Origin of the sequence: Streptomyces sp. NPDC050504 (genome assembly GCF_044458065.1) — a bacterium.
GTDB lineage: Bacteria > Actinomycetota > Actinomycetes > Streptomycetales > Streptomycetaceae > Streptomyces.
In genome coordinates this window covers 27697-53181 of record NZ_JBITHO010000003.1, presented here as the reverse complement: position 1 = coordinate 53181, position 25485 = coordinate 27697, and the positions used below count along the sequence as shown (strand labels likewise).

17 protein-coding genes and 1 tRNA gene are annotated in these 25485 nt (G+C 71.6%); 14 read left to right on the top strand and 4 right to left on the bottom strand.

Annotation, left to right across the window (positions count from 1 at the left end):
- The first annotated feature begins 161 nt into the window (after positions 1–161).
- From ACIBNE_RS11545 to ACIBNE_RS11500, 10 genes are all read left to right on the top strand, one after another.
- Positions 162–512: a metallopeptidase family protein gene (locus ACIBNE_RS11545; protein WP_399271324.1), complete on the top strand. Its 351-nt coding sequence runs from the start codon at positions 162–164 to the stop codon at positions 510–512.
- Positions 509–976, top strand: a complete 468-nt coding sequence (locus ACIBNE_RS11540; RefSeq protein ID WP_399271323.1) for a fluoride efflux transporter FluC — start codon at positions 509–511, stop codon at positions 974–976. The genes ACIBNE_RS11545 and ACIBNE_RS11540 overlap by 4 nt, the downstream gene beginning before the upstream one ends.
- Positions 973–1332 carry a fluoride efflux transporter FluC gene (locus ACIBNE_RS11535; protein ID WP_399271322.1) on the top strand — a complete coding sequence of 120 codons (360 nt, stop codon included), beginning with the start codon at positions 973–975 and terminating at the stop codon, positions 1330–1332. The genes ACIBNE_RS11540 and ACIBNE_RS11535 overlap by 4 nt, the downstream gene beginning before the upstream one ends.
- A gap of 173 nt (positions 1333–1505) precedes the next feature.
- Positions 1506–2021, top strand: coding sequence for a hypothetical protein (locus ACIBNE_RS11530; RefSeq protein WP_399271321.1), 516 nt, complete (start codon positions 1506–1508; stop codon positions 2019–2021).
- Between the two features lie 238 nt (positions 2022–2259).
- Entirely contained in the window at positions 2260–4557 is a 2298-nt protein-coding gene (locus tag ACIBNE_RS11525) for a DEAD/DEAH box helicase (RefSeq protein ID WP_399271320.1), read from the top strand.
- 181 nt (positions 4558–4738) lie between these two features.
- Complete coding sequence (locus tag ACIBNE_RS11520; protein ID WP_399271319.1) at positions 4739–7774, top strand: FG-GAP-like repeat-containing protein; 3036 nt, start codon at positions 4739–4741, stop codon at positions 7772–7774.
- Positions 7775–7931: 157 nt separating this feature from the next.
- Complete coding sequence (locus ACIBNE_RS11515; protein WP_399271318.1) at positions 7932–11021, top strand: FG-GAP-like repeat-containing protein; 3090 nt, start codon at positions 7932–7934, stop codon at positions 11019–11021.
- A 316-nt stretch (positions 11022–11337) separates the two neighbouring features.
- On the top strand, positions 11338–14454 hold the full coding sequence (locus tag ACIBNE_RS11510) for an FG-GAP-like repeat-containing protein (protein ID WP_399271317.1): 3117 nt from the start codon (positions 11338–11340) through the stop codon (positions 14452–14454).
- Between the two features lie 124 nt (positions 14455–14578).
- On the top strand, positions 14579–17743 hold the full coding sequence (locus tag ACIBNE_RS11505; protein ID WP_399271316.1) for an FG-GAP repeat domain-containing protein: 3165 nt from the start codon (positions 14579–14581) through the stop codon (positions 17741–17743).
- A 123-nt stretch (positions 17744–17866) separates the two neighbouring features.
- Positions 17867–17939, top strand: a tRNA-Lys gene (locus ACIBNE_RS11500).
- 82 nt (positions 17940–18021) lie between these two features.
- On the opposite strand, the gene ACIBNE_RS11495 is transcribed toward ACIBNE_RS11500, so the two are convergent.
- Entirely contained in the window at positions 18022–18381 is a 360-nt protein-coding gene (locus ACIBNE_RS11495) for a hypothetical protein (protein ID WP_399271315.1), read from the bottom strand.
- Positions 18382–18446: 65 nt separating this feature from the next.
- Here ACIBNE_RS11495 and ACIBNE_RS11490 point away from each other — a divergent pair, with 65 nt between their 5' ends.
- Positions 18447–19082, top strand: a complete 636-nt coding sequence (locus tag ACIBNE_RS11490; RefSeq protein WP_399271314.1) for a hypothetical protein — start codon at positions 18447–18449, stop codon at positions 19080–19082.
- A 1996-nt stretch (positions 19083–21078) separates the two neighbouring features.
- Here ACIBNE_RS11490 and ACIBNE_RS11485 read toward each other — a convergent pair.
- Both ACIBNE_RS11485 and ACIBNE_RS11480 read right to left on the bottom strand, forming a co-directional pair.
- Positions 21079–21555, bottom strand: coding sequence for a hypothetical protein (locus ACIBNE_RS11485; RefSeq protein ID WP_399271313.1), 477 nt, complete (start codon positions 21553–21555; stop codon positions 21079–21081).
- Positions 21556–21571: 16 nt separating this feature from the next.
- Positions 21572–22837, bottom strand: a complete 1266-nt coding sequence (locus ACIBNE_RS11480; protein WP_399271312.1) for a helix-turn-helix domain-containing protein — start codon at positions 22835–22837, stop codon at positions 21572–21574.
- A 192-nt stretch (positions 22838–23029) separates the two neighbouring features.
- Here ACIBNE_RS11480 and ACIBNE_RS11475 point away from each other — a divergent pair, with 192 nt between their 5' ends.
- The 3 genes from ACIBNE_RS11475 (at position 23030) to ACIBNE_RS11465 (ending at position 24599) form a co-directional block, all read left to right on the top strand.
- Positions 23030–23401 (top strand): hypothetical protein, encoded by a 372-nt coding sequence (locus tag ACIBNE_RS11475; RefSeq protein WP_399271311.1) that lies wholly within the window; start codon positions 23030–23032, stop codon positions 23399–23401.
- Between the two features lie 65 nt (positions 23402–23466).
- Positions 23467–24108: a phytanoyl-CoA dioxygenase family protein gene (locus tag ACIBNE_RS11470; protein ID WP_399271310.1), complete on the top strand. Its 642-nt coding sequence runs from the start codon at positions 23467–23469 to the stop codon at positions 24106–24108.
- Between the two features lie 38 nt (positions 24109–24146).
- On the top strand, positions 24147–24599 hold the full coding sequence (locus tag ACIBNE_RS11465; RefSeq protein WP_399271309.1) for a hypothetical protein: 453 nt from the start codon (positions 24147–24149) through the stop codon (positions 24597–24599).
- A gap of 95 nt (positions 24600–24694) precedes the next feature.
- On the opposite strand, the gene ACIBNE_RS11460 is transcribed toward ACIBNE_RS11465, so the two are convergent.
- The gene (locus tag ACIBNE_RS11460; protein ID WP_399271308.1) at positions 24695–25396 is read right to left on the bottom strand and encodes a hypothetical protein; all 702 of its coding nucleotides are present in this window, start codon (positions 25394–25396) and stop codon (positions 24695–24697) included.
- Between the last annotated feature and the right edge of the window lie 89 nt (positions 25397–25485).

The window sequence follows — 25485 nt, the reverse complement described above, 5'->3', positions numbered from 1 at the left end:
TCCTCGCGCGGGCCTCGTGCGGGTCCTGTGCCGCGGGACGGCGGCCGCGGCCCCGGCCCGTCGTCAGGCCCGGACCGAGTGCGCGGGCACAAGGGCGCGGGGCCTGCCCGGATGCTCCGTGCGGGGGGCGGGGCGGGCGGGGCGTGGACGAGAATGGGCGCGTGCTGGAGATGACGCGTGAGGAGTTCGAGGAACTGGTCGCGGAGGCGCTGGACCGCGTCCCGCCGGAGCTGATGCGGCTGATGGACAACGTCGCGGTCTTCGTCGAGGACGAACCGCCCGCCGACGACCCGGAGTTGCTCGGGCTGTACGAGGGGACTCCGCTGACCGAGCGCGGCGAGTGGTACGCCGGGGTGCTGCCCGACCGGATCACCATCTACCGGGGGCCGACGCTGCGGATGTGCGAGGACCGCGAGGACGTCGTGGCGGAGACCGAGATCACGGTGGTGCACGAGATCGCCCATCACTTCGGGATCGACGACGAGCGGCTGCACGCGCTGGGGTACGGGTGAGCGGGGCGCGTCCCGAAGGGAGCGGGGCCCGCGCCGTGTTGGGCGGGGTGCCCCCGGGGACGCTCGGGATCATCGCCGTCGGCGGCGCGCTCGGGTCGGTCACGCGGTACGGCGCCGCGCTCGCCTGGCCCTCGGTCTGGGGCGTCCTCGTGGTGAACGTCGTGGGCTGCGCGCTCATCGGCGTCCTCATGGTGCTCGTCGCCGAGCGGGGCGCGGGGCCCGCGTGGGTGCGGCCGCTGCTGGGCGTCGGGGTGCTCGGCGGGTTCACCACGTTCTCGACGTACGCGCTGGACGCCGTACGGCTGTTGGAGCGGGGCGAGGCGGTACGGGCGGTGCTGTACGTGACGGGCACGCTCGGTGCGGCGATGGCCGCGGTCTGGGCGGCCGCGACGGTCACTCGGCGGGCGGTCGGCCGGTGGCCGGGCGCGCGCCGGACGGGCGGACGGCGGACGGCGGGCGCGTGAGCTGGTTGCTGGTGGTCGCCGGAGGGGCGGTGGGGGCGCCGCTGCGGTACCTCGTGGACAGGGCCGTGCAGGCGCGGGCCGGGGTGCGGGAGGGCGGCTTTCCGTGGGGGACGCTCACGGTGAACGCGACGGGCTGCCTGGTGCTCGGCGTGCTCGCGGGAGCGGCGGTCTCCTCGCAGGTGTACGCGCTGGTGGGGACCGGGTTGTGCGGGGCGCTGTCCACGTACTCGACGTTCTCGTACGAGACGCTGCGGTTGGCCGAGCGGGGCCGGGGGTTCCTGGCGGCGGCCAACGCGGCGGGGTCGGTGCTGGTGGGGCTGGGCGCGGTGGTCCTGGGGGCGGGGATCGCGGGGTAGGGCGCTTTCGTCTTGTTCGTCTTGCCGGGGGCGTGGTCCCCGCGGGGCGGACAGCCACGGGGCACACAACGGGGCACACAAGGGCGCACCGTCCCCACCGCCCCCGTGTCCATGGCGGGGCGCGAGGAGTTGGGCACTGCGAATCCTGCTCCACGCGCCCCGGAGGTGCCGTCGTGCGCCAGATCACCGTCCCCCAGCGCCCCCTCCAGTGGGCCCTCACCGCACTCGCCCTCGCGGCGTCCGCGGGCTGCATGAGCGTGAGCGACGACGGGGCCAAGCCGGGGCCCTCCCCCTCGCCGACCACCGCCGGCCAGCGGGGTGATGTCACCGAGGCGGAGGGCGCGACCGACGTGCGTACCGGCGGACGTACCGTCTCCCGGCCCGGCGCCGCCGCCGTCGCCGACGGCAAGGCGCCCGCCGCCACGGCCGAGCCCAGCCCCGGCGCCTCCGGCGCGCCCGCCGCGACCAAGCCCCCGCGCGGCCCCTCCGCGCCCAGCTCCTCGCCGACCCGGGGCCTGCCCGGCGGGGGCCACGACCCCGAGCCGCCGCAGTCGACCCCCGAGCCGCCGCCCAGCGCCACCCCCGAGCCCCCGGAGCCGTCCCCCGAGCCGCCGCAGCCGACGCCGGAGCCGCCGACCGAGACCCCGCCGCAGCCCGGCCCGCCGGTCCCGCAGGGCGGCCACGAATAGGCACGCGGACAGGCCGGGGACGCCGTGGTGTGGGGAGCGGCACACTGAGGGGATTTGCGCCGAGTGGGGGGGAGTGCGTATGGTGGTAGATCGTTTGATCCCATTGCCCGGCGCCGACACAGAAGAGCGCCGTGTGGCGCGTACTCTCCCTAGCCGTGGCTGACCGCATCGAGGCGGTCGAATTGCGATTCACGGAGTTTGGGCGCGTGCCGAGACTCCGGAAGGTTTCGCATTTCGCATGTCCATTTCCAGTTCTGACCGCGCTGTCCTGCCCGAGAACGACGAGATCGTCGAGAACATCGACACCGTCGTCGCAGAGGCCCCCGAGGCCGCCCCGGCCGACGAGACCACCGTCGCGGACGCCGACGACATCGACGACGAGGCCCTTGAGGCCGACGCGGACGTCGACGACGCCGACGCCGAGCCCACCGTGACCTTCGCCGACCTCGGCCTCCCCGAGGGCGTCGTCCGCAAGCTCGCGCAGAACGGCGTCACCACCCCGTTCCCGATCCAGGCCGCGACCATCCCGGACGCCCTGGCCGGCAAGGACATCCTGGGCCGCGGCCGCACCGGCTCCGGCAAGACCCTCTCCTTCGGTCTGCCGACCCTGGCCCGCCTGGCCGACGGCCACACCGACAAGAAGAAGCCCCGCGCGGTCATCCTCACCCCGACCCGCGAGCTCGCGATGCAGGTCGCGGACGCCCTCCAGCCGTACGGCGACGTGCTCGGCCTGAAGATGAAGGTCGTCTGCGGCGGTACGTCGATGGGCAACCAGATCTACGCGCTGGAGCGCGGCGTCGACGTCCTCGTCGCCACCCCCGGCCGACTGCGCGACATCATCAACCGCGGCGCCTGCTCCCTGGAGAACGTCGAGGTCGCCGTCCTCGACGAGGCCGACCAGATGTCCGACCTGGGCTTCCTGCCCGAGGTCACCGAGCTGCTCGACCAGGTCCCCGAGGGCGGCCAGCGCATGCTGTTCTCCGCGACCATGGAGAACGAGATCGGCACCCTGGTCAAGCGCTACCTGTCGAACCCGGTCAGCCACGAGGTCGACAGCGCCCAGGGCAACGTCACGACCATGACGCACCACGTCCTCGTCGTGAAGCCGAAGGACAAGGCCCCGGTCACCGCCGCGATCGCCGCGCGCAAGGGCCGCACCATCATCTTCGTCCGCACCCAGCTGGGCGCCGACCGCATCGCCGAGCAGCTCATCGAGGCGGGCGTGAAGGCGGACGCGCTGCACGGCGGCATGACGCAGGGTGCGCGCACCCGCGTCCTCGCGGACTTCAAGGACGGCTACGTCAACGCGCTCGTCGCGACCGACGTCGCCGCCCGCGGCATCCACGTCGACGGCATCGACCTGGTCCTGAACGTGGACCCGGCCGGCGACCACAAGGACTACCTGCACCGTTCGGGCCGCACAGCCCGTGCGGGCAAGTCCGGCACGGTCGTCTCGCTGTCGCTGCCGCACCAGCGCCGCCAGATCTTCCGCCTGATGGAGGACGCGGGCGTCGACGCCACGCGCCACATCGTCCAGGGCGCGGGCGCGTTCGACCCGGAGGTCGCCGAGATCACCGGTGCGCGTTCGCTCACCGAGGTCCAGGCCGACTCCGCGAACAACGCCGCCAAGCAGGCCGAGCGCGAGGTCGCCGACCTGACCAAGCAGCTGGAGCGCATCCAGCGCCGTGCCGTCGAGCTCCGCGAGGAGGCCGACCGTCTGGTGGCGCGCGCCGCCCGTGAGCGCGGCGAGGACCCGGAGACCGCGGTCGCCGAGGTCGTGGAGGCCGCCGAGGCCGAGGTCGCGGCCGCCGCAGCGGCAGCCGAGGCCGCCGAGCAGCCGCGCCAGGCGCGCGACGAGCGGGGCAACTACGAGCGCCGTGACCGCCGTGACGACCGGGGTGGCGACCGTGGCGGCTTCCGTCGTGACGAGCGCGGTGGCGACCGTGGCGGCCGTCCGTTCGAGCGCCGTGACGACCGCGGTGGCGACCGTGGTGGTTTCCGTCGTGACGACGAGCGCGGTGGCCGTTCCTTCGAGCGCCGTGACGACCGTGGCGGTGACCGTGGTGGTTTCCGTCGTGACGAGCGCGGTGGCGACCGTGGCGGCCGTTCCTTCGAGCGTCGTGACGACCGGGGTGGCGACCGTGGCGGCTTCCGCCGCGACGAGCGCGGTGGCGACCGTGGCGGCCGTCCGTTCGAGCGTCGTGACGACCGCGGTGGTGACCGCGGTGGCCGTTCTTTCGAGCGTCGTGACGACCGCGGTGGTGACCGCGGTGGCCGTTCCTTCGAGCGTCGTGACGACCGGGGTGGCGACCGTGGCGGCTTCCGTCGCGACGACCGTCCCGCCGGTGGCTACCGCTCCGGTGGCGGCGACCGTCCGTTCAACCGCGACCGCCGCGACGACCGTCCCTCGGGCGGCTTCCGTTCCGGTGCGGGCGACCGTCCGTACGGCCGTCGCGACGACCACCGCGGTGGCGGCGCGAGCAGCGGTTCCTTCGGCCGCCGCGACGACAAGCCGCGCTGGAAGCGCAACGGCTGAGGCCGCGGCGCCCACTGACTGACCGGGCAGGGCCCGATCCCCTCGCAGGAGGGGGTCGGGCCCTGCCCGTTTCCGTTCAATTGCTGTGCGTATTCAATCGAGTTGATGAGATGTAAGTCTTGTTTGGTTCTGGATTTGGCTTGTTACAGTCACCCCACCATTGAGTGGGGGGATCCACACCTTGAGAAAGCAAGTACTCGTGCGTGCCGCCGTCGCCGTCGCGACGGGCGTGGCCGCACCTCTGACGGCTCTTGCCCCGGCCTCGTCGGCCGTCGCGGCGGAGCCGCCCTACCCGCTGACGATCCCGTCGCAGCAGCAGGCGACCCCGGGGGTCGTCAACGTGGTCGGCACCGGGACGACCGGCTACCTGTGGGGCGACGTCTCCGGCGGCTACTACTGGACGAAGTACGCCGACGGCGCCACGGAACGCCTTGAGCTGCCGTACGAGACGTCCACCGCCTGGATCGGCGGCTCGGACACCGTGATCTTCAGCGGCAACAGGGTCGTGCAGCGGAACATGGCCACCGGCCAGGAGCGCCTCATGGCGGGCAGCCGGGTCGACGGCGTCGCCGGGGAAGTGGCGTACTTCGCGCGGAACTCGTCGAGCAGCTCGTCCGCCGGCATCGAATTCTTCGAGGCGGGCAGCCGCGGGCCGGTGTCCGTGCCGTCCGGCGCGAGCGAGACCAGGGTCTGGAGCGTCAACAGGACCGACCGCGTCGCCGCCGCGTACAAGCAGGGCGACGCGTGGACGTACGGCTGGGCGACCCGCGGCGGCACGTTCGGCGGCACCGTGTACGGCGACGCGTCGGGCCGCCCGTACCCCATCAAGTCCAGCGGCGACTACGTCGCGCAGTGGACCCCTGAGGGCGGCGGCACGCTCTTCGTCACCACCTTCGGCCTCAATCCGGGCATCCAGCGCCACGCGCTCCCCGGGTACGCCACGGGGCACCTCCTCGGGCTCGCCGGCAACTACGCCGTGATCGCCCGTGGGCCGGCGGCGGGCAGCGCCGATCCGACCGCGTTCGACCACAAGGTCGTCCTCGTCCCGCTGGCGGGCGGCAACGAGATCACCCTGTTCGACAAGGCGGCGGGCACCGCCGAGACCAGGCCGACCGACAAGGGCGTCCTGGTCGTCCGGCAGGGTGGCGCCACGGGCCTGGAGACCGTCGCGGTCGTCCCGTCCGGCAACGGGTACACCGTCAAGCCGGTCGCCACCGCGCCCCTCGTCAGGCCGACGGTGCACGCCCTCACCTTCGCGCAGGGCCACCTCGACCTGTCCGAGCGGGTGCAGGGCGCCCCGCTCACCAAGGTCTGGCTGCGCGGCATCGACGTCTCGGCCACCGTGCCGCCCACCGCCGGTCCCCGTACGGAGCGCGGCTTCGGAGCCTGGGCCGCCGAGTACCTGGCCACGGGCGACGGGCGCCTCGTCCACAAGACGGACGACGGGCTGCGCGTCGTCGAACAGGGCGGCACGCTGCCCGGCAGGCTCGCGGTCGAGTCCTCCGCGTACGCGTACAACAGCGACGTGCAGGTCTCGGGGCGGTACGCGCTCGTGCGGAACTACACCGAGGACGGCCAGAAGCTCTTCGTCTTCGACATCGACACCGGCAAGCCGGTCCACACGGGCCCCGTCGTCCAGGTCCCCGTCGCCCGCGACTACGCCCTGTTCGGCCCCACCCTGTGGACCGAGAGCGCGCCCGGCAAGGTGGACGCGGTCGACGTGCGCACGGGCAGGGCGCTGCGCAGCGTCACCCTCGCGGACTGCGACATCAACCAGCTCCAGGCCAACTCCACCGGCCTGTACTGGTCGTGCGGCGCCAAGGCGGGCGCGTACGACCTGACGACCGAGCAGAACACCCCGCTTCCCTGGCACGAGCCCGGTTACGCCAAGCTCGGTGACGGGTACGTCGCCTGGCTGAAGGACGGCGAACTCAACCTCACGGACTTCCGGGGCACGGACGGCACCCGTTCGCTGGGCCATCCGAACCAGGACATCCAGCCGTACGGCACCTGGGACGTCGATCCGTACGGTTCCTCGGTCGCCCTCGCGCTGGGCGACCAGTCCGTCCGCGTCGTTCCTTCCGGCGTACCGGCCTCCCCGCTGGCCGCGCTCGACGAAGAGGTGCCGACAGCCGTCGACCTCGCGTCCGGTGCGTCCTGGAAGGCGCGCTGGTGGACGTCGAAGCAGGTCGGCTCCTGGAAGCTGGAGTTCAAGAACAAGGCGAGCGGCGCGGTCGTCCGCACCCTCACCGGCACCGATGCGCGCGGGCTGCTCGCGCCGGTCTGGGACGGCAAGGGCGCCAACGGCAAGAAGGCGCTCAACGGCGCGTACGCCTGGACCCTGACGGCGACCCCGGCGGACGGGCAGGGCGCGGCCCTGGTCCGGCAGGGCGCGATCGCGCTGAGCGGCGGCGCCGACCCGGCTGCCCAGTGGCGCGACCACGGGCGGCTCGGCGGCGGGAAGCCGGACGGGGCCAGGGACCTGCTGACGCTGACCTCGGCGGGCAAGGCGCAGTTCCACTACGGCGACGGCAAGGGCGCGTTCGCGGCCGGTGCGGCCGGCGGCGGCTCCTGGGCGGCGGGCACGGTCATGGTGCCGTTCGCCGACATGAACGACGACGGCTGCAACGACGTGCTCGTCCGGCTCCCCGCGGGCCAGCTGCGCGTCCACTACCCGGCGTGCGGCGCGTCCCTGTCGGCGAGCGGCGCGTACAAGGTGCTGGGCGCGGCGTGGGGCGGGTTCGACCTGCTGACCTCGCCCGGCGACCTGACCGGCGACGGCCGCCCCGACCTGCTGGCGCGGCAGAGGGCGACCGGTGACGTCTACCGGTACTCCGACAACGGCAGGGGCGGGCTGACCGCCGCGGTGAAGGTCGGCGCCGCGTGGAAGGGCCACCGGGCGGTCTTCGGCTCGGGCGACCTGACGGGCGACGGCGTCGCGGACGTCCTGGCCGTGGACAACGCGAACAACCTGTGGCGGTACGACGGCAGGGCGGGCGGCTCGCTGAAGGCGCCCGTGAAGGTCTTCGCCGCGAACTGGGGCGCGGGCCGCAACGTCTTCCTCGGCGTCGGTGACGTCACCGGGGACGGCAAGGCGGACCTGGTCTCCCGCAAGACGACGGGCGAGCTGCTGCGCAACAACGGCAACGGCAGGGGGTCGTTCGGCGGCACGGTGAAGCTGGCGGGCGGCTGGCAGGCGTACCGGGGCCTGTTCTAGGACGCGCGCACGGTCCGGACGCCCGGACCCGGCCTTCCCGGCCGGGTCCGGGCGTTTTTCGCACCTTCGACCGATGTTAAAGTGCAAGTAAAATTGCGGGGAGTGTGCACCACAGGGGACCTGCCGGCAGTTCCGTACAGCTCCCGGGAGAGACCCCTTGATACGCCACCGCTCCGCGCTGCGCCGCGCCGCCGCCACCGCCGTCGTGCTCTCGGTGGGCGCCGGACTCTGCGCGGTCACCGCGCCCGCCGCGCTCGCCGACCCCGCCGCTCCCGACTCCGCCGCTCCCGGCGCCTCCGCGGACGGCGGCGCCGTCGTTCCGGCCGGTACCCGCTTCCTGCCGCGCGCCGACCGGGTCACCGAGGCCACGCGCGACGGCTACCTGCACCGCCAGGAGGGGCGCGGGGGCCTGCTGTGGACCGATTACGCGTCCGGGGAGACCAAGCAGGCGGTGGACGACCACTCGCGCGGTCACGACGGGCTGCGGGCGAGCGAGAAGGTCACCAAGGACGCCGACGGCGCCGTGGTCTCCAGGACCGTGACGATCACCGAACTGGTCACCGGCAAGGCCACCGAGGTGCCGCTGCCCGACGGCCACCGCTGGGCCTCGCTGGTCTTCACGGCCGACGAGGTGCTGGCGTACCGCGTGGTGGACGGCCTGCTCACCGCTCCCGTCATGGTCGACGCGCAGGGCACCGCCCGGCCCGTCACCGGCATTCCGCAGGGCGTCGCGTTCGCCCGTACGCTGCCGGAGGCCCAGGACGGCAGGGGCGCCGTGCTGACGCTGGGCCGTACCGCCGAGAACGGCGGTACGACGGCGGGGCTGCTCGATTTCGCGACCGGACGGGTCACCGAACTGCCGAGGGGCTTCGCGAGCACGATCGTGGTCATGGGCGAGCGCCATGTGCTGAGGGCCGTGGGCGGCCACTCCTCCGTCCTGACGATCGACCGCGCCGACCCGACCGCCGCTCCCGTGAGCACCCCGCTGCCCGAACCGTCCGGACCCGAGATGGCGCACGGGAAGTACGGGTCGGTGGGCGACTGGATCCTGGTCGCCAAGGCGCAGAGCGCGCCCGCGAAACAGTACCGCGCGGGCGGCCGTCTGCTGGCCGTGCCCGTGGGCGGCGGCGAGCCCCGCGAACTGCTGCGCCACGCGCACGAGGCGCTCGCGCAGACCGCGGACGGCCGCGCGCTGGTCACGGGCGGCACGGGCGCGAACGACTGGGCGGTGCGCGAGGTGAAGGCGGCGCCCGGCGGGGTGCCCGAACTCACCACCGTACGGAAGGTCGAACCGGTCGTCGCGAAGATCGAGGCGCTGGCGCTGGGCGGCGGACGGCTCAGCTTCCTCAGCGCGGCGGACGCCGCGCCGGACACCGGCCTGTACGAGCAGGACTTCACGCCCGGCGGCGCGCTGTCCGGCTCCCCGGTCCTCAAGTACGCGCTCTTCAACGACCGCGCGACGGGTCTGCGCGCGCTGGGCGACGGCTCGTCCGCGTACTCCAACGGATCCGCGGTCGTCGCCCCGATCAGCCGCAACGGACTGCGGATGCTGGACGCGCCCGGCGAGCTGATCGACGCCACCGGCCGCTACACCGTTTCGAACGGCCCCGACGGCAAGCAGCGCATCGGTGACATGAAGTACTACGGCATCGAGCTGACGCGCGCGGCGAGCGCCGCGTCGGTGTGGGGCGCCACGCTGTGGAAGCCGGGCGCGAAGGCGGGGACGGTGAGCTGGACGAACCTCGCGACGAAGAAGAACTCCGTCGACTTCCCGCTCGGCTCGGGCTGCGCGCCCAGCGAACTCCAGGCCGTGGGCCGCTGGATCTACTGGGCCTGCGGCGCGGGCGGCAAGGCGGGCGTGTGGGACCAGAAGACCCGCACGTCGACCGCAGTGCCGTCCGGTGAGGCGCTGCTGGGCGACGGCTTCCTCGTACGGAACGACAGTGCGGCGGGCAAGCTGATGCTCACCGACTTCCACACGGGTACGGGCCCCGCGAAGACGTCGGCGTTCGCCGAGGTCCCGGCGGGCGCCGGGCGCGGCACGGGCTGGACCGTCGACAAGTTCGGCGGGGGCGTCGCGTACGTGGACGCGCAGCAGCGCGTCCACGTGCGGCCCGTGACCGTGCCGCGCTCCTCGATCGGCCCGGTGGAGTCGGACGCGGACATCTGGGTCGCGGCGAACTCCCCGCGGGACGACGAGAACACCTGGAACGGCAGCTGGCTGCTGAGCCGCCCGGCGGCGCGCTGGAGCGTCACGGTCAAGGACGCGGCGGGCCGCACGGTGCGGACGCTGTCGGGGGCGTCCGCGACGCCCGACGGCGCCCGGATCAAGGCGAGCTGGGACGTGAAGGACGCCGGGGGCAAGCGGGCGGCCGGCGGGACGCACAGCTGGACGCTGAGCGTCGACCCGGGCGACGGCACGGGGGCGCGCACGGCGGGCTCCGGGAAGTTCACGGTGACCGGCGGCGCCACGCCGTACCGCGACCTCGACGGGAACGGCGTTCCCGAGCTGATCGCCAAGCGCGGCGCGGAGCTCACCTCGCACGAGGAAATCACGGACAGGACCGGGACCTCGGGCCGCGTGGTCACCGGTTCCGGCGGCTGGGCGGGCGTCACCGCGGTCGTGCCGTTCGGCGACCTGGACGGCGACGGCTGCAACGACCTCGTCGTACGGGACACGAAGGGCGAACTGTCCGCCGTCTCCGGCAAGTGCGTGGGCCTGCCGTCCGCGAAGGCGCCGCGCGTGCGGATCGGCGCGGGCTTCAACTCCTTCGACGTGCTGACCACGGCGGGGGACATGACGGGGGACGGGCTGCCGGACCTGGTGGCGCGGCAGCGGGCGACCGGTGACGTGTACCTGTACGCGACCACCGCGACGGGCCGCCTGAAGCCCGGGGTCAAGATCGCCTCGAAGTGGACGGGCTACCGCGCGGTGATCGGCGCGGGCGACCTGAACGGCGACGGCGTCGGCGACCTGCTCGCGGTCGACAGGGCGAACTCGCTGTGGCGGTTCGACGGCACGAAGAGCGGCGCGCTGAAGCCCGGAGCGCTGGTGTACGGCAAGAACTGGGGCGTGAACCGCGCGGAGTTCGTCGGCGTCGGGGACGTGACCGGGGACGGCAGGGCGGACCTGATCTCCCGCCGCCCGACCGGCGAGCTGCTGCGCAACGCGGGCGACGGCAAGGGGTCGTTCGGCGGGACGGTGCAGGTCGGGGCCGGGTGGCAGCAGTACGGCAGCATCCACTGAGCCGTACGGACGGGCTCGTGCCGCTCTGTACGGACGGGCTCGTGCCGCTCTGTACGGACGGGCTTGTGCCGCTCTGTACGGACGGGCTCGTGCCGCTTCGTACGGACGGTCGTACGGAGCGGTGCCGTCCGGGACGTACGGCACAGTGATTTGAACAGGTTCGAAAACCCCTTCCGTTGCCCATGAGGCGGCTGTTACGCTCCGCCCACTTGTGGTGGGGGCACGGCAAGGGGGGGGCCGGACCGGGCGCGTCACGCCCGAAGCGCGGCCGTCGAGCCCTCCCACGCCTTTACGGGCACCTGGGGAGGGGCTCCTTTTGAACCGTCATGCGCTGCTGCGTGCCGGCGTTTCCACCGTGCTGGCCGTGGCGTTCGCCGCCGGTCTCGGCCCGACGGGCGGCCCGGCCGCACTCGCCGCGCCCGGGGAGACCGCCGCACCGGGAACCGGTCCGTCCGCCGCACCCGCCGAGGTCGTGGTTCCCGAGACGCTGCGGCCCTCGGCCAGGGCCGCCGAACTCGCGTACCCCGGAAGGTCGGGCCCCGGAGACGGCGCGGGCGCGCTGGGCGTGTTCCACACCGAGGAGGGGCTGGCAGGTCGCCAGTGGACGCGGTACGCGGACGGCAGGTCCTTCCCCGTCGCCGCGCCGGGACCCGGCGTCAAGGTCGAGCCGACGGGCAGCGACGTGCTCGCACACGTCGGGAACGGCCGGGTCGAACTGCGCGACGCGGCCACCGGCACCACCAGGGTGGTCACGCTCCCGGAGGGGGCGCGGTACGCGGGCACGTACGGATCGACCGTCGTCGCGCACGTCACGTCGGCCGACGGCGCCCGCTCCGTCAAACACCTGCTCACCCCGCAGGCCGACGGCACGACCCGTGACGCGACGCTGAACGGGCTGCCCGAGGGCGCGACGACCGGCGAGCCCGTCACGGCCGACTCCGGTGCGATCGTCTTCATCGGGCGGCTGGACGGCACGCGCCGGATGTTCGTGGTGGACGCGGAGACGGGACGCTTCGAAGGGGTCACCGCGCCGCTCACCGACGACTACCGGTTCGCCATGCTCTCGCCCACGTACCTCGTGGCGTACGGCCTGGACAACGCCACCCTGACGGTGTCGCCCCGCGCCGACCTCTCGGCGAAGCCGTCCACGGTGACCATGAGCGCCCCTGGCCCGTCGAAGCCGACGCACCAACTGGCGCTGGTGGGCGACTCGCTGGTGCGCCAGATCGTCCACGAGTGGGACACGCGCCTCCAGGTCGTGCCGCTCGACGGCGGCCCCCGGACGCTGCTGCCCGGCCGGAGCGCCGCCGGTGCGCTGGCGGCGGCCCCCGGCGGCACCGCCGTCACCGTCGGCGGCACGTCCCCCGCCGACTGGGGCATCCGCCGCATCGCCCCCGACGCGACGGGCAGGCCCGTCGTCACGCAGATCAAGCGGCTGCCGCCGGTCTCCGCCCGGATCGACGGACTCGCGCTCTCCGACGGCTTCCTCGCCGTCACCGACGACAGCGCACCGACAGGGCGGCGGCTCGACTACGTCCGCCCCCTTGCCGCCGCGGGAACGCCGGTCCCCGGCCCGCGCGAGGCGCTCTGGTCGCTCCACATGGGCCCGACGGACTGCGCGGCGGCCGACCACGAGTGCCGCTCGCTGCGCGGCGCGGGCGGCGGCGGGTTCGTCCGCGAGGACCCGCTGGGCGACGGGACCGGCCGGCTCTGGTCGGGCAGGGGCGAGTACCACGACTCCCTCACCACGCCCGAGTACGGCGCCGTCACCTCGGCCGCGGGGCACTACGCCCTCCACGCCGGGGCGAAGACGGGCGCGCAGACCGTCTACGACACGTTCCGCAGCGTGCCCGTCCTGCAACGGCCGGGCACGGCGGCCTCGCTCTGGGACGGGAAGCTGTGGGCCCCGGGCACCGGCGCGGGCAGCGTCACCGCGCTCGACCTCGCCACCAAGAGGGTCACCGAGACCGTCGCCACGGGCTCGGGCTGCGTCCCCGCCGAACTCCAGACGGTCGGCCGCTGGATCTACTGGAACTGCGCCGACGGCGGCCCGGCCGGGGTCTACGACCGTACGGCGAAGAAGTCCGTGCCCGTCCCTCCGGGCGAGGCACTGCTCGGCGACGGCTTCGTGGTCACGCACGACAAGGGCGCGGGGAAGCTCGTCCTGACCGGTGTGGCGACCGGCTCGGCCGAGAGCCGCACGATCGGCGACCTGCCCGACACCGGGGCACCGCAGCGCCACGTGCGCTGGAGCGTGGACCGGTTCGGCGGACACGTCGCGTACGCGGACGCACAGGAGCGGGTGCACGTGGTGCCCTCCGGCGTCCCCGCGCAGCCGCTGACCCTGACCGACGAGTCCCCCGCCGTCTCGGCCAACCTCGTCGTCCCGGTGGACGCGGTGCTGTCCAAGCCCGCCGCCCGCTGGACGCTCGCCTTCAAGGACGCGATCACCGGCAGGGCGGTGCGGACGCTGACCGGCGGGGAGACCCGCGGCAGGCTCACGCCGGTGTGGGACGCCAAGGACGCGAAGGGCAACCAGGCCGTCAAGGGCTCGTACGACTGGACCCTGACGGTCCTCCCCGCCGACGGGCAGGGCGCGCCGCTCGTGCGCGGCGGCCGGCTCAAGGTGGCGGGCACGGCGCCCTGGCGGGACTTCTCCGGCCCGAACGACGGGGTCGGCGACCTGCTGACGCTCGACGGCCCCGGCGGCGCCGCCGGGACGCGGGAGCTGAAGGTCCACCGGGGCAACGGCCGCGGCGGCATCGTGGTCGACAGCAGCTACCTGGCCAGCACCTACGAAGCGGTGGTGCCCTTCAGCGACCTGAACGGCGACACCTGCAACGACGCGCTGTTGCGCCGTCCCGGCGGCAAGCTCACCTCCCTCACGCTCAACTGCCACGGCGGGTTCGTGTTCAACGGCTCCGAGGAGCGACAGCTCGGCACCGGCTGGAACCAGTACGACGTCCTGATGTCGCCCGGCGACCTGACCGGCGACGGCCGTGCGGACCTGGTGGCCAGGCAGCGCACGACCGGCGACCTGTACCTGTTCGCCAACAACGCCGCGGGCGGCCTCAAGGCGCGCGGGAAGATCGGCGCCAAGTGGACCGGCTACCGCGCGGTGTTCGGCGCGGGCGACGTGACGGGCGACGGCGTCGCGGACGTGTACGCGGTGGACAGGGCCGACAACCTCTGGCGGTACGCCGGTGCGGCCTCCGGCTCGCTGAAGCCGCGCGTCCTGGTGGCAGGCGGCGGCTGGGCCAAGGGCCGCAACGCCTTCGTCGGCGCGGGCGACCTCAACAAGGACGGCGTTCCCGACCTGGTCTCCCGCAACGCCGCGGGTCACCTGCTGCGCAACTACGTGACCGGGGCGGGTGCCCTGCGCCCGACCGTACGGATCGGCGCGGGCTGGCAGAAGTACCGCTCCGTTTCCTGACGCCTGACTCCTGCGTCCTGACCGGCGCCCACCGCACCCTCCGGTCCGGCGCCCCACCACACCACCCCACCCTCCGGTCCGACGAAACGAAGCCTCGGTCCGACGAAACGGAATGACACACAGCATGAGAACGCCGAGCACGAGACGCCCGCACCGGAGGATCCGGCTGACGGCCACCGCCGTCGCACTCGCCGCGAGCGGCGCCCCGTTCCTGGCCGCCCCCGGCACGGCCGTCGCGGCGGACACGGGAACGAAGACCACGGTGTCCGCCGCACCCGCCGCCGCCTCCGCCGCCTCCTCTCCCTCCTCCGCGCCCGCCTCCTCCGCGTCCGCCTCCGCCGCACCCGAAGAGGTCGTGATCCCGGCGGAAGCCCGCCGCGCGCCCCGCTCCGTGCACCTGTCGGACGCGGGAAGCACCGGATACGTATCCAGGCAGGAGGGCAGCGACAAGTACTTCTGGACGGACTCCGCCACCGGCGAGACCCGGCCGACGACGCGCCCGGACCGGAACTTGGACCACTCGGGTCTCCGCGTCACGGAGACCTACGGCGAGAGCGGCTACCGGGCGAGCATCCGCTCCCTCGCCACCGGAGCCGTCACGGAGTTCGACTTCCAGGCGGACGACATGGCCGTCGTGTACACCGCGGACACCGTGACGGTGGCCAGGGTGCCGGACACGGGGATCACCGGACTGAGCATCCTGCGCAAGACGGGCGACACGGTCGTGGAGACCCCGGTCACGGGCTTCCCCGCCGGGGCGGAACGCGTCTGGCCGACCCACCTCCAGGACCTCGAAGGGGCGTTCCTCGACTTCCACCTGGAGGGCGAGGCGCGCCAGCGCTTCTACCTGGACTACGCCACGGGGAAGCTGCGCCCCGTGTCCAACGCACGGTTCTCGGACATCAGGTCCATGGGCGACGAGCACCTGGTGCTGTGGGCCGAGAACGACGAGGGCGGGGTCGTCCGGACGGTGCCGCGCGACGACCCGTCGGCGACGCCGACGCGGACGCCGCTGCCCGCCCAGACCCCGGGCGAGCGCCCGTTCACCGTGGCCGTGGCCGTCGGCGACCGGATCGTGTTCCGCAAGCTCATCGACCCGGGCTGGGAGGGGACCAGGGCGGGCTACAAGCTCCAGTCGGTGCCGGTCGGCGGCGGCGAGGCGCGCGAACTGCTGCCGCAGGCCTCCGAGGAGCTGATCCCCGCGCCCGGCGGCGCCATGGCGGTCGGCGGCACCAAGGCGAGCGACTGGGCCGTGCGGCGGATCACCACCGGGCCGGACGGGGAGCCGGTCCTCACCCGGTTGCAGACGGTCGCCCCGATCCCGACGAAGGTCCAGGAACTGGCGCTGGGCGCCGGTCGCCTCCACTACGTCGCCGACTCGGAGGGCTCTTCCACCAGGGCCCTGTACGAGCGGGACACCGCGCTGTCCGGCACGCCCGTACCGGGCGAGCGACGGGTGCGCAGCTACTACGGCAACTCCTACGGCGGCCTGCGCTCCTTGGGCGACGGGCTGGTGGCGCACGGCACGGACTGGGGCGTGAGCGCGCCCCTCTCCACCTCCACCGCCAAGACCGTCCACCTCGGCGGACCGGGCAGCCTCGTCGCGGGGACGGGCCGCTACACGGTCACCAACAGCGACGACGGCCGTCAGTACGTCGCCGACTTCGAGCAGCACGGCGAGACCGGCGTCGTCCTCACCCGCTCGCAGACCGCGGCGGCGCTCTGGGGCCCGCTCCTGTGGAAGCCCGGCAGGACGTCCGGGACGGTGAGCTGGACGAACCTCGCGACGAAGAAGAACTCCGCCGACTTCCCGCTCGGCTCCGGCTGCTCCCCCACCGAACTCCAGGTGGTGGGCCGCTGGGTCTACTGGGTGTGCGGCACGTCGAAGGCCGGAGTCTGGGACAGCAAGACCCGCGTGTCGAAGGCGGTCCCCAGGAACGGCGAGGTGCTGCTGGGCGACGGCTATCTCGTACGGAACGACAAGACGCTGAACAAGCTGGTGCTCACCGACTTCCACGAGGGCGGCGACGCGCCCGTGACGACGCGCGTGTTCTCCGACGCCCCGCCGTCGGACTCCGCGGGGCGCGGCATCGGCTGGACCGTCGACAGGTTCGGCGGCCACGTCGCGTACACCGACGCGCAGCAGCGCATCCACATCAAGCCGGTGACCGTCCCGCGCTCGGCGGTGGGCGTCGTGGACGCGCGGGTCGACGGCGCGGCCGACTTCGGCGGCCGCGGGGGCGGGCAGGCCGCCTGGGCGCCGGAGTGGCTGCTGTCGCGGCCCGTGGCGCGCTGGAGCCTCGCCCTGAAGGAGCAGCGCACGGGCAGGACCGTCCGTACCGTCTCCGGCACGGTCACCACCCCTGAGGGGGCCGTGCTGAAGGCGGGCTGGGACGGCAAGGACGCCGACGGGAAGCCGGTCGTCAACGGCCCGTACGCCTGGACGCTGAGCGCGGACGCGGGCGACGGCGCGGGGACGCGCGCGGTGACCTCCGGTGTGGTGCGGGCGCAGGGCGGCACCGCGCCGTTCCGGGACCACGACGGCGACGGCGAGCCCGAGCTGCTGACGCGGCGGCAGGGCGAGCTCAGCGCCCACCAGGGGCCCGGCATGAACCGCGGCATCCCCTCCGCCGGCTGGTCGGGCGTCAACCACGTCGTCGCGCTCGGCGACGTGGACCGCGACGGCGCCAACGACCTGCTGGTGCGCACCACGGCGGGCGACCTCTACCGCTACGCCGAGGGCCGCGGCCTGCCGCGTCCGGGCGGCGCCCGGGTCAGGATCGGCCGCGGCTTCAGCGCCTTCGACGTCCTGACCGCCCCCGGCGACATGACGGGCGACGGCCGCCCGGACCTGGTGGCCCGCCAGCGCACGACCGGTGACGTCTACCTCTACGCGACGACGGCGACGGGCGGCCTGCGGCCCGGGGTCAAGATCGGCTCGAAGTGGACGGGCTTCCGCGCGGTGATCGGCGCGGGCGACCTGAACGGCGACGGCGTCGGTGACCTGCTCGCGGTCGACAAGGCCGACAACCTCTGGCGCTACGAGGGCCGCACCCGCGCGGACGGCTCCGCCACGGTCAGGCCCGGCGTCCTGGCCCACGGCGCGAAGTGGGCCGCGAACCGCAACGCCTTCGTCGGCGTCGGCGACCTGGACGCGAACGGCACCAACGACCTGCTGACCCGCGACACCAGCGGCCGCCTGCTGCGCAACCTCGGCACGGGCCGGGGAACGTTCGGCGCGACGGCGGTGCTCGGCACGGGCTGGCAGCCGTACGAGGGCCTGTACTAGCCCCGCCCCGCGCCCCGCACACGCCCCCGCACTCCCCGCTTTCCGGGCCGCGCCGGGCCCCGTCGACCGATACCCGATCGGCCGACGGGCCCCGGCGGGCTATGCTCGGGGGTGTTGTGCCAAGGGCCATTAGCTCAATTGGCAGAGCAGCGGACTTTTAATCCGTTGGTTGTCGGTTCGAGTCCGACATGGCCTACCTGCTGTAGGCGGAGGAGAACCCCTCTGACCTGCTACTTAGCGCCTCGCCTGGCTTCGGCCGGTCGGGGCGCTTCGTCGTTTCACCCCTCGTGCGGGAGAGATGCGGGAGCGGTGGTGTCGCTGGCCGTGTTCGCTGCGACCGCGGGACGGGCCCGAGGGACGAGTCGTGCGGCTGCCTCAGCGGCGGCCTTGTCCACCTGCGGCATCAGGCTCGTGTACGTGTCCGACGTGAGCGTGATCGTCGAGTGTCGCAGGTCACGGAGATTGATCGGCGGGAGGCCGACCTCGTCGGACACGCGCCGGAACTCCCTAGACACGGTGTCGGGGCGCAGCCAGGAACCGTCTTCCTGGACGAAGACCTTCCCAGTGGCCTGCCAGGCTGCCCCGGCCTTGAGCCGCTCCTTGTTCTGTCGGACCCGGTGGGCCCGCAGGACGCTCACGGTGTCGTCGTCGAGGCTGATCGTGCTCGCGCTCGAACCTCTGCGTACCGGTGGCTGCCAGATGGATGCTCGCGCTCGGCAACCTCTCGGGCGTACCGGGCTGTCTGTCGGACGCGCTGTGTCGCGTCGTCACAGGCGACGCGCAGGTGAGTCGAGCTCTGTACAGCGACGATGACGTGAGCCTACTGGTCTATCAACGGCCTGTACTGCTCACCGGCATTGACATCGGCGCACTGCGCAATGACCTGGCCGAGCGCATGACGCCGCTCGAACTGCTGCCGATTACCCAGAGGCGCACGGCCGCCGCTCTGAGGGGTGCGTACGAGGGGGCGCGCCCGGAAGTCCTCGGGGCGTTGCTCGACCTCGCCGATGAGGTCTGGGCCGATCTCCCGGCAGCAGCAGACTTGACCCGCCTTGCTCGCATGGCCGACTTCGCGGTGCTGCTGCACGCGATCGACCGTGTCACTGGATGGCAAGGGCTGAACACCTTCTACGGGGCGCAGGACGACTTGGTCGACGCTGTGCTCGACGGTCAGCCCGTTACCGCCACGCTGCGCGACTGGGTCGGCTCGTCGATGTTCCCCGTTGGTGGCTGGACAGGAACCATGACCGAGCTGCTCGATGTACTCACAGCCCGAGTCGGCGGCAGCACCGACCGGTGGCCGCGCACCGCAGCGGTCCTGAGCCAACGCCTCAGGTAGACCGCGCTGGCGCTCCGAGCCCGAGGCATCGCCATCACCGCCCCGACGAGCAAGAAGAACGGCAGGCGCTACACGATCATGGCCGCCGCGTAGCTCGATACCCGTACAACCGCGCCGGTTGGCTCGATGCTGCCGGGGCGGTCGTGTGTGATGGGGGCGACGTGATCATGGGAGGGGACGCGGTGTCACCGACGGGGGACGGCCCCCCGCGGGGGGCGGACTGAATCGTGCGCCTAATCTGCCCGTTGAGCCGAGTGTGGGGACGAGGGGGACGCTGTAGCACCCCCTCTTCTCTGTTCCTCTCCAGGGGAGGGGGAAGGTTGTAGAGAGCAGACCCGGCAGGGTGTCCCCTACGCCCCCGGAGTCCCTGGTGTGAATGAGGCGCGACCGGTCGCGCCTTGCGCGCGCGTGCGCGGGTACTACGGATCACTGACAGCAGCTTGGGACTCGTCGGGCGCTCCCGGTTCGGTTGGCTCTGATCACCACCATTCGTCACTTTCGCGAAGGCGACGCGTTCGCAACCACGCCACTCCATAAAGACGTGTACCGGATATGGAGTCCTCGTACCTGCTTCACCGTATCCACGATGTACAGGCACGCCGCCGCGAGGCATGCAATGCCCTCACGCTCTTGGATCAGTGACGGACCAGGGCCCGACAGACGGCTCGGCCCCTGTCGGGGCATGGTCTCGCTCTTCGTGCCCGTGTCCCGACAGCGGTACCCGCCTCGACCTCGACAACCTCGCGCCGACCCATGGCGTGACCGCAGGCCAGGTGGCTACCCGTCTCTTCAGGTCTTCCACCTACCTGTGTGGATGACAACGTCGCGTTGTATAGTCCTAGTTGTCGTCCGTTGAATGGAATCTGTAAGCAAAATAGTTTGCTTGCGAATCGCGACGGGAGCGACGGAGGGCCCTCCCGGCTCCTACCCCGGTCAGGCCCCCCTACGCAGTTCACGAGCCCGGTCGATCACCAAGAGACCGGGCTCGCTGCATGGTGTGCAGCTGCTCGGCTCGGCCGGGTCCTCGGGCGGTACTCAGTGTTACTGAGTGAACTGAACCGCCAAGGCGATGATCGCCACCAGTAGAGTCACAGCCGCCAAGCCAACCGTCCACTTTTCAGGGCCGGTCCACCTGCGGCGCACCTCCACCTCGGAGCTCATCGCACCACCTCCCCTCTCCCCCTGTCAGCCTCACGGGACTGATCAACCGGCGCCTCTTCAGCGGGCCGGAATCCTCGAACTCACTTACTCCTAAGTTGAGTTCAAGGGGAAGCGAATGAAGCCTGGCCAATCATACAAGCGGCCGAAGGGGCGAGATTCCGCAAACGCCAGGCTGCGCAATAGCTATGTACTGAGGGTCATCTGCCCGTTGTTGCAGGTAGATGCCCTGTGCGTCACGGTCAACAGGCGTCTCGGTTTCCCCCAAGTGGATGACATCTATTGGGTGGATTTTGCTTTCGCAACGAAATCTCCTTTGGTTCAAAAGCCGCAAAAGCTTCCCCTTTGAAGTGGTGGCCGCAACTCTCATACCCGACTGTTCACCTTGAGTCATAGCTACAAGTGACGGCTCGTAGCTGTCAGTTACATAACCTGCGGCTCGGTTCTCCCTGCCCATGGGCTGCAAGTTCAGGGTGCATAGACACTGAACGGCCGTCCATGACACCGGCCTTCGTCATTTCCATGGCGCAGAACATCCCACCAGGCGGACGGATTAAGGTCGACAGCTAGCCGCACACCGAGATGGAATGCCTCAATCCCGGTGGCTCTTGCCCCCCCCGAGAGGCGGAGTACGGCGCGGTTGGAGTTGGCGCGAGATGCAGCGCCGTGCGTAGATGCCGCACGACAAGCAACCGCGGACCTGAGTAACTCGGATCCCCACGTAGGCCCGTTGTCTCTTGGAGGGACCGTCTTCCCAGTCTGGTGTCAGCTTCGCTCCTTCTTCATGAGGCTCAGTTCCGCTGCGACCGGTGGATGTGGTCTTCGCGACTGGGAGTATTCAGTCTCTCGTCGCGCCCTCGGGCCAGAGCACACGCAACGGGACCCTCCTGCCCTCGGCGTAGACGACCACGTCCGCCGTGCCGCCGTATCCGCGTGCTGGTTGTCCGTCCCAGACAGCGAGTAGCTCGTCGGCCTGGTCGACGAGGAGTTCGCTGCCCGCCATGTGGGCCTGAGAGTCGGAGCCATCGAGGCCTGTGCGGTGCACGGCTGCGGCGCGGCGCAGCAGTTCGTCGTACGTGGGGTGGTGCCAGTCGGGGAGGTCGGCGCGGTACTGCTCGGCGGGTAGCACGACCTCGATCTGTCCGCCGTGGTCAAGGACGGCCTGCGCGAACCAGGTGTCGGGTCCGTCCGCGATGCAGCTCAAGCCGACCAGCTCGGCGGGGTCGTACGCCTTGACCGCCTCGACCAGGGCGCGGCGTACCTCTTGCTCGACCTCGGGGGGCAGACCGCGGTGACCCGTGATTCCAACTCTCATGTCTTCCTCTCGTCTTCTACAGATAGGCGTCGTGCAGCCGCGCGTCGAAGTCGCGGACGATGGTCGGCGGGGTAGCCGAGGAGTAGCCGCGCCGGAATGCGCGGGCGCGCTCGACGACCCGGCCGGAGCGCAGTCGCAGCCCCGTGTCGAGCGAACGGCCGGCGAGCGCGAACGCGGTGTCGAGGTGTCCGGATGCCATGTGCCCGCTTGCCACGTCGAGGCCCAGCAAGGCGCGTTGTTTCTCGTGGTTCGAGGAGAGCGCGGCGGTGGCGTCGTCGAGTGAGGTGAGCACCCATCGGGGCCGTGCGAGGCGCGCCCCGCTGGTCACCCGCGCTGCGGCGACCTTGCGCAGGTCGAAGGCGAATACCCACGGCCACGGCGGTGGTTCCTCGCTTGGCACCCGCTCGACCTCGGCAGCACTGGCGAGCAGCGCCCGGTCGGATGCCCGCTCATCTCCTGCGGCGGCGTGTGCGACCGCTTCGAGGGAGGACAGCCACGCCGCCGCGATGGCTGGTCGATCGCTTCCGAGCTGTCGCCGCGCCGCGCGAATCAGGCTCAGCCCCTGCGCGACGTTGCCCGCCTCGACCTCGAACTGCGCGAGGCTGCCCTGCTGGTACGCGGTCAGCAGCGGGTTCCCGGAGCGACGTGCTGCCTTGATCGCCGCGCCGTACCAGGTTCGCGCCGAGCCGGCGTCGGCCATGTCCCAGGCCAACCAACCGGCAAGGCTGGCGACTTCGCTCCCTGCAGCCGCGAGACGCGCTCGGGTGGCTTGGTCCGGCGCCTGCGCTGCGACCGACTGCACGAGCCGCATGTGCCCCTGCACGGTGTCCGCGAGCTGTCGCGCGGGAACGCTCGCGTCCATGCGTCGGAACGCGGTCGTGGCCACCCGCAGCACGTCGGCCTGCTCGACTCCCCAATGAGGGAGTTGTGGTGCTGCCGCGCTCAGCATCGGGGTCGCCGCTGTCGCCGCGACCCCAGCGAGGAATTGACGCCGTTCCACTGAGTCGTGCCCTTCCGCTGGCACGACCGAAGCCGTACCGCTGTCGGCGAGGCCGACCAGTCCGGGCGCAATGCCGAGGTGATGAGCGGCCCTCGCGAGGGTGGTCATGTTGTAGTCGGCCGCGCCCCGCTTCTCCATGCGGGATATCGCGGACTGGGACAAGCCGCAGGCGTCGCCGAGCTGTCGCTGGGTTAACCGGCCTGCCTTGCGGGCGAGTTCGATCACCCGTCCGTAGTCGCCAGCTCTCGCCGCCTCTCTCGCGGCGCTGTCCGACCAGCTCATGCGTGCCTGCCTCTTTCCCCCACGGTAGGTACGGCGCTCCTGGTTTGCGAGCGGTGATATGCGCCCGGCGCATACGCGCATGAGCGGCGTGCATCAACGCTGGTTCGCCCCCTGGTCCCGGCGGTTCCCTCATCTCCCCGGCTTCATTCCTCAGAGGAGAGTGCGACCGCGATGCAGCCCCGATCGACTTGGATGCAGAGACTCACTCAGCCGCAGCTTCTCGCCGCGGGCGAGGACTGGGACGCGGTTCGCGTCGCCGCCGACGTAGGGGTACGTGCGGTGCGTGACTTGGAGGCACGCGGCGTACCGGTCGGCCCGGTACTGCATGACCTGTGCAGCGGGCAGGCGTACTTTCTCACTCCGCCCGGAACGGCTCAGGACTGGCAGCAGGACGGTACGCAGGCACTGGGCACCGGTTCGTGGGTCGTGCTCGCCCCGCCCGGATGGGAGGGGCTGTTGCGATGGGTGAGCGAGCCGACGGACGACCCCGCTCACACCTCAACCGACGACCTCGCCGCAGCCCTGGCTACCGCCGTCGCCACCGACGAGGAGACCGGGCTGTGAGCCGCGCCGCAGAGATCCACTTCGTTGGACCGAGCCCACTCGGGGAGAGCGGCTACCGCACAGGCGTGGAGTGGAACACCAGCAGTCGTACCCGCGCCCGTGCCGCCGAGATCATCGCCGGCCACCGGGCCGATCAGACCGAGGTCGTACGCGATGCGCACCTGCTCTTCGAGTGGGCAGCGTATGCCGTCTGCTCCCCGGAGCTGCTCACCGCCGTACAGGAGGTGATCGGTGAGGCGGTCGCCGTCGAGAACACCTACCTGATGCTCAAGTGGCCCGGCCGCGACTTCCCCGTGCCGTGGCATCAGGACGGCATCAACCCGCGGATGCAGCTCGACCCCGAACGCTCCGTCGCCGCCTGGCTGGCCGTGACCGACGCGACGACCCGCAATGGCTGCTTGCAGGTGATCCCAGGCTCGCACGCCGCCGGATACCTCGACCACCACCGTGAGGAGAGCGAAGCGCCGCGCGGCAAGGCGCTCGGAGTCGAGGGCATGCCCAGTGGTCCACACGAGCGCGCTGTCTGGCTGCCGCTCGACGCCGGGCAGGCCAGCCTCATGGACGTACGCCTCATCCATCGCTCAGACAGCAACACCACTGCGGGCACCCGCATCGGCCTCAACATCCGCTACGTCGCTCCCGGCGCGATCCGCGCCAGCGACGGCCACAGCCCCAGCCTGTACCCGCTCACCGGGTCGGACTGGTGACCCACACGGAACCATCGGAGATCGAGAGGAGCACCACCGTGACCATCCTCGAAACCAGCGCCCCACCGATCACCCGCGTCCGGGTTCTCACCGGCGAGGACGCCGACCCGGCACGGCGCGGCAGCAAGACGGTCATCGCGTTCAGCGACTGCCGTTACTACTGCCCTGACGCGGCCACCGTCGAGCGGTGCGTCGAGCACTTGCGCGCCAGCGACGACCGGCTGCGCTCGCGCCCCGAGGAGCAGATGCTCTGGGACTGGGAGTGCACGTACTTCGAGGCCGACCCCGACAACCAGAACGGCGGGGGGACCGTGATCCTCGGCGTCGCCTGGTACGACCGCGCCTTCTTCGACGACCGTCGGGGCGCCTGGTTCGGCGCTATGCACACCCGGATCTACACCGAGATCGGCGTCCCCTTCGAGAACGTCACCGTAGAGCACTGGCTCGCCCTCGAAGCGGCCCAGTGGAAGGCGGATGAGCGGCCCGCATAGTCGCTCGGCATCCGTTGTTTCGGTGACCACCTCCCTGTAAGCCCCTCGGCCCCCGTCGCGTCTGAACCACGCGGTGGGGGTCGAGTGCCGCCTACCTAGTATTCGCCCCGAGCATTTCGGAGTTGCCGTGCTGCGTCCTTGAGTTGAAAGATGAGGTCTTCTAGACCCCGCAGCTCTTCAACAGCTTCATGCAACATACTGGCGTGCTCTTCGACCCCCTGTAGGCGATTCGCGGCAGACTGTAGATTACCGGCGTTCTCTTCGAGTCCTCGCAGGTCGTTTGCGGCAGATCGCAGCATGCTGGCGTTATCCTCCAAGCCGCCAAGGTCGCGTGCCGCAGATTGCAGGGCCCACACTGCGTCAGGGTCAATGCCGAAACCGTGGACGCGAGGGTCGGAGAGCTCGTCAAGCAGTACGCGCAGCGTGTTTGCTGCTTCCGGTGCGATCCTGGCCAACTCCGTGAGCGCATCACTCGTCTCATCGAGAAACGATTCAAACGATTCGCTGACAAGCTCCCGGAATCTTTCTTCTGTGAGCCCTCGAAGCCCTTGAAGTGCGGCTATGCCAGCTGACTCGCGTTCGTTCTTCCAGGCTTCAAGCACCTTGATTGTGTATTGGTCGCTGTCTCGGCCGTCCACGCGGACGTGATGTGCCTTGCAGAGCAACAGGAGGTTCTTGAAGTCGTTCTTCTCTTCGAGGGTTAGGGTCTGGTCGAAACGCTTTCCTCCTGAACTCACGGCACGGATGTGTGCGATTTCCAGGTTAAGGATGTGTTCGCCGTCAACCAACTTCGTCACTGGCTCATCGCAACTTGGCCAGTAGCAAGTTCCCCGACATAAAGACATCAATGCCGCGTGAGTTCCTGGTGTGTACTTCCGAATCTCAC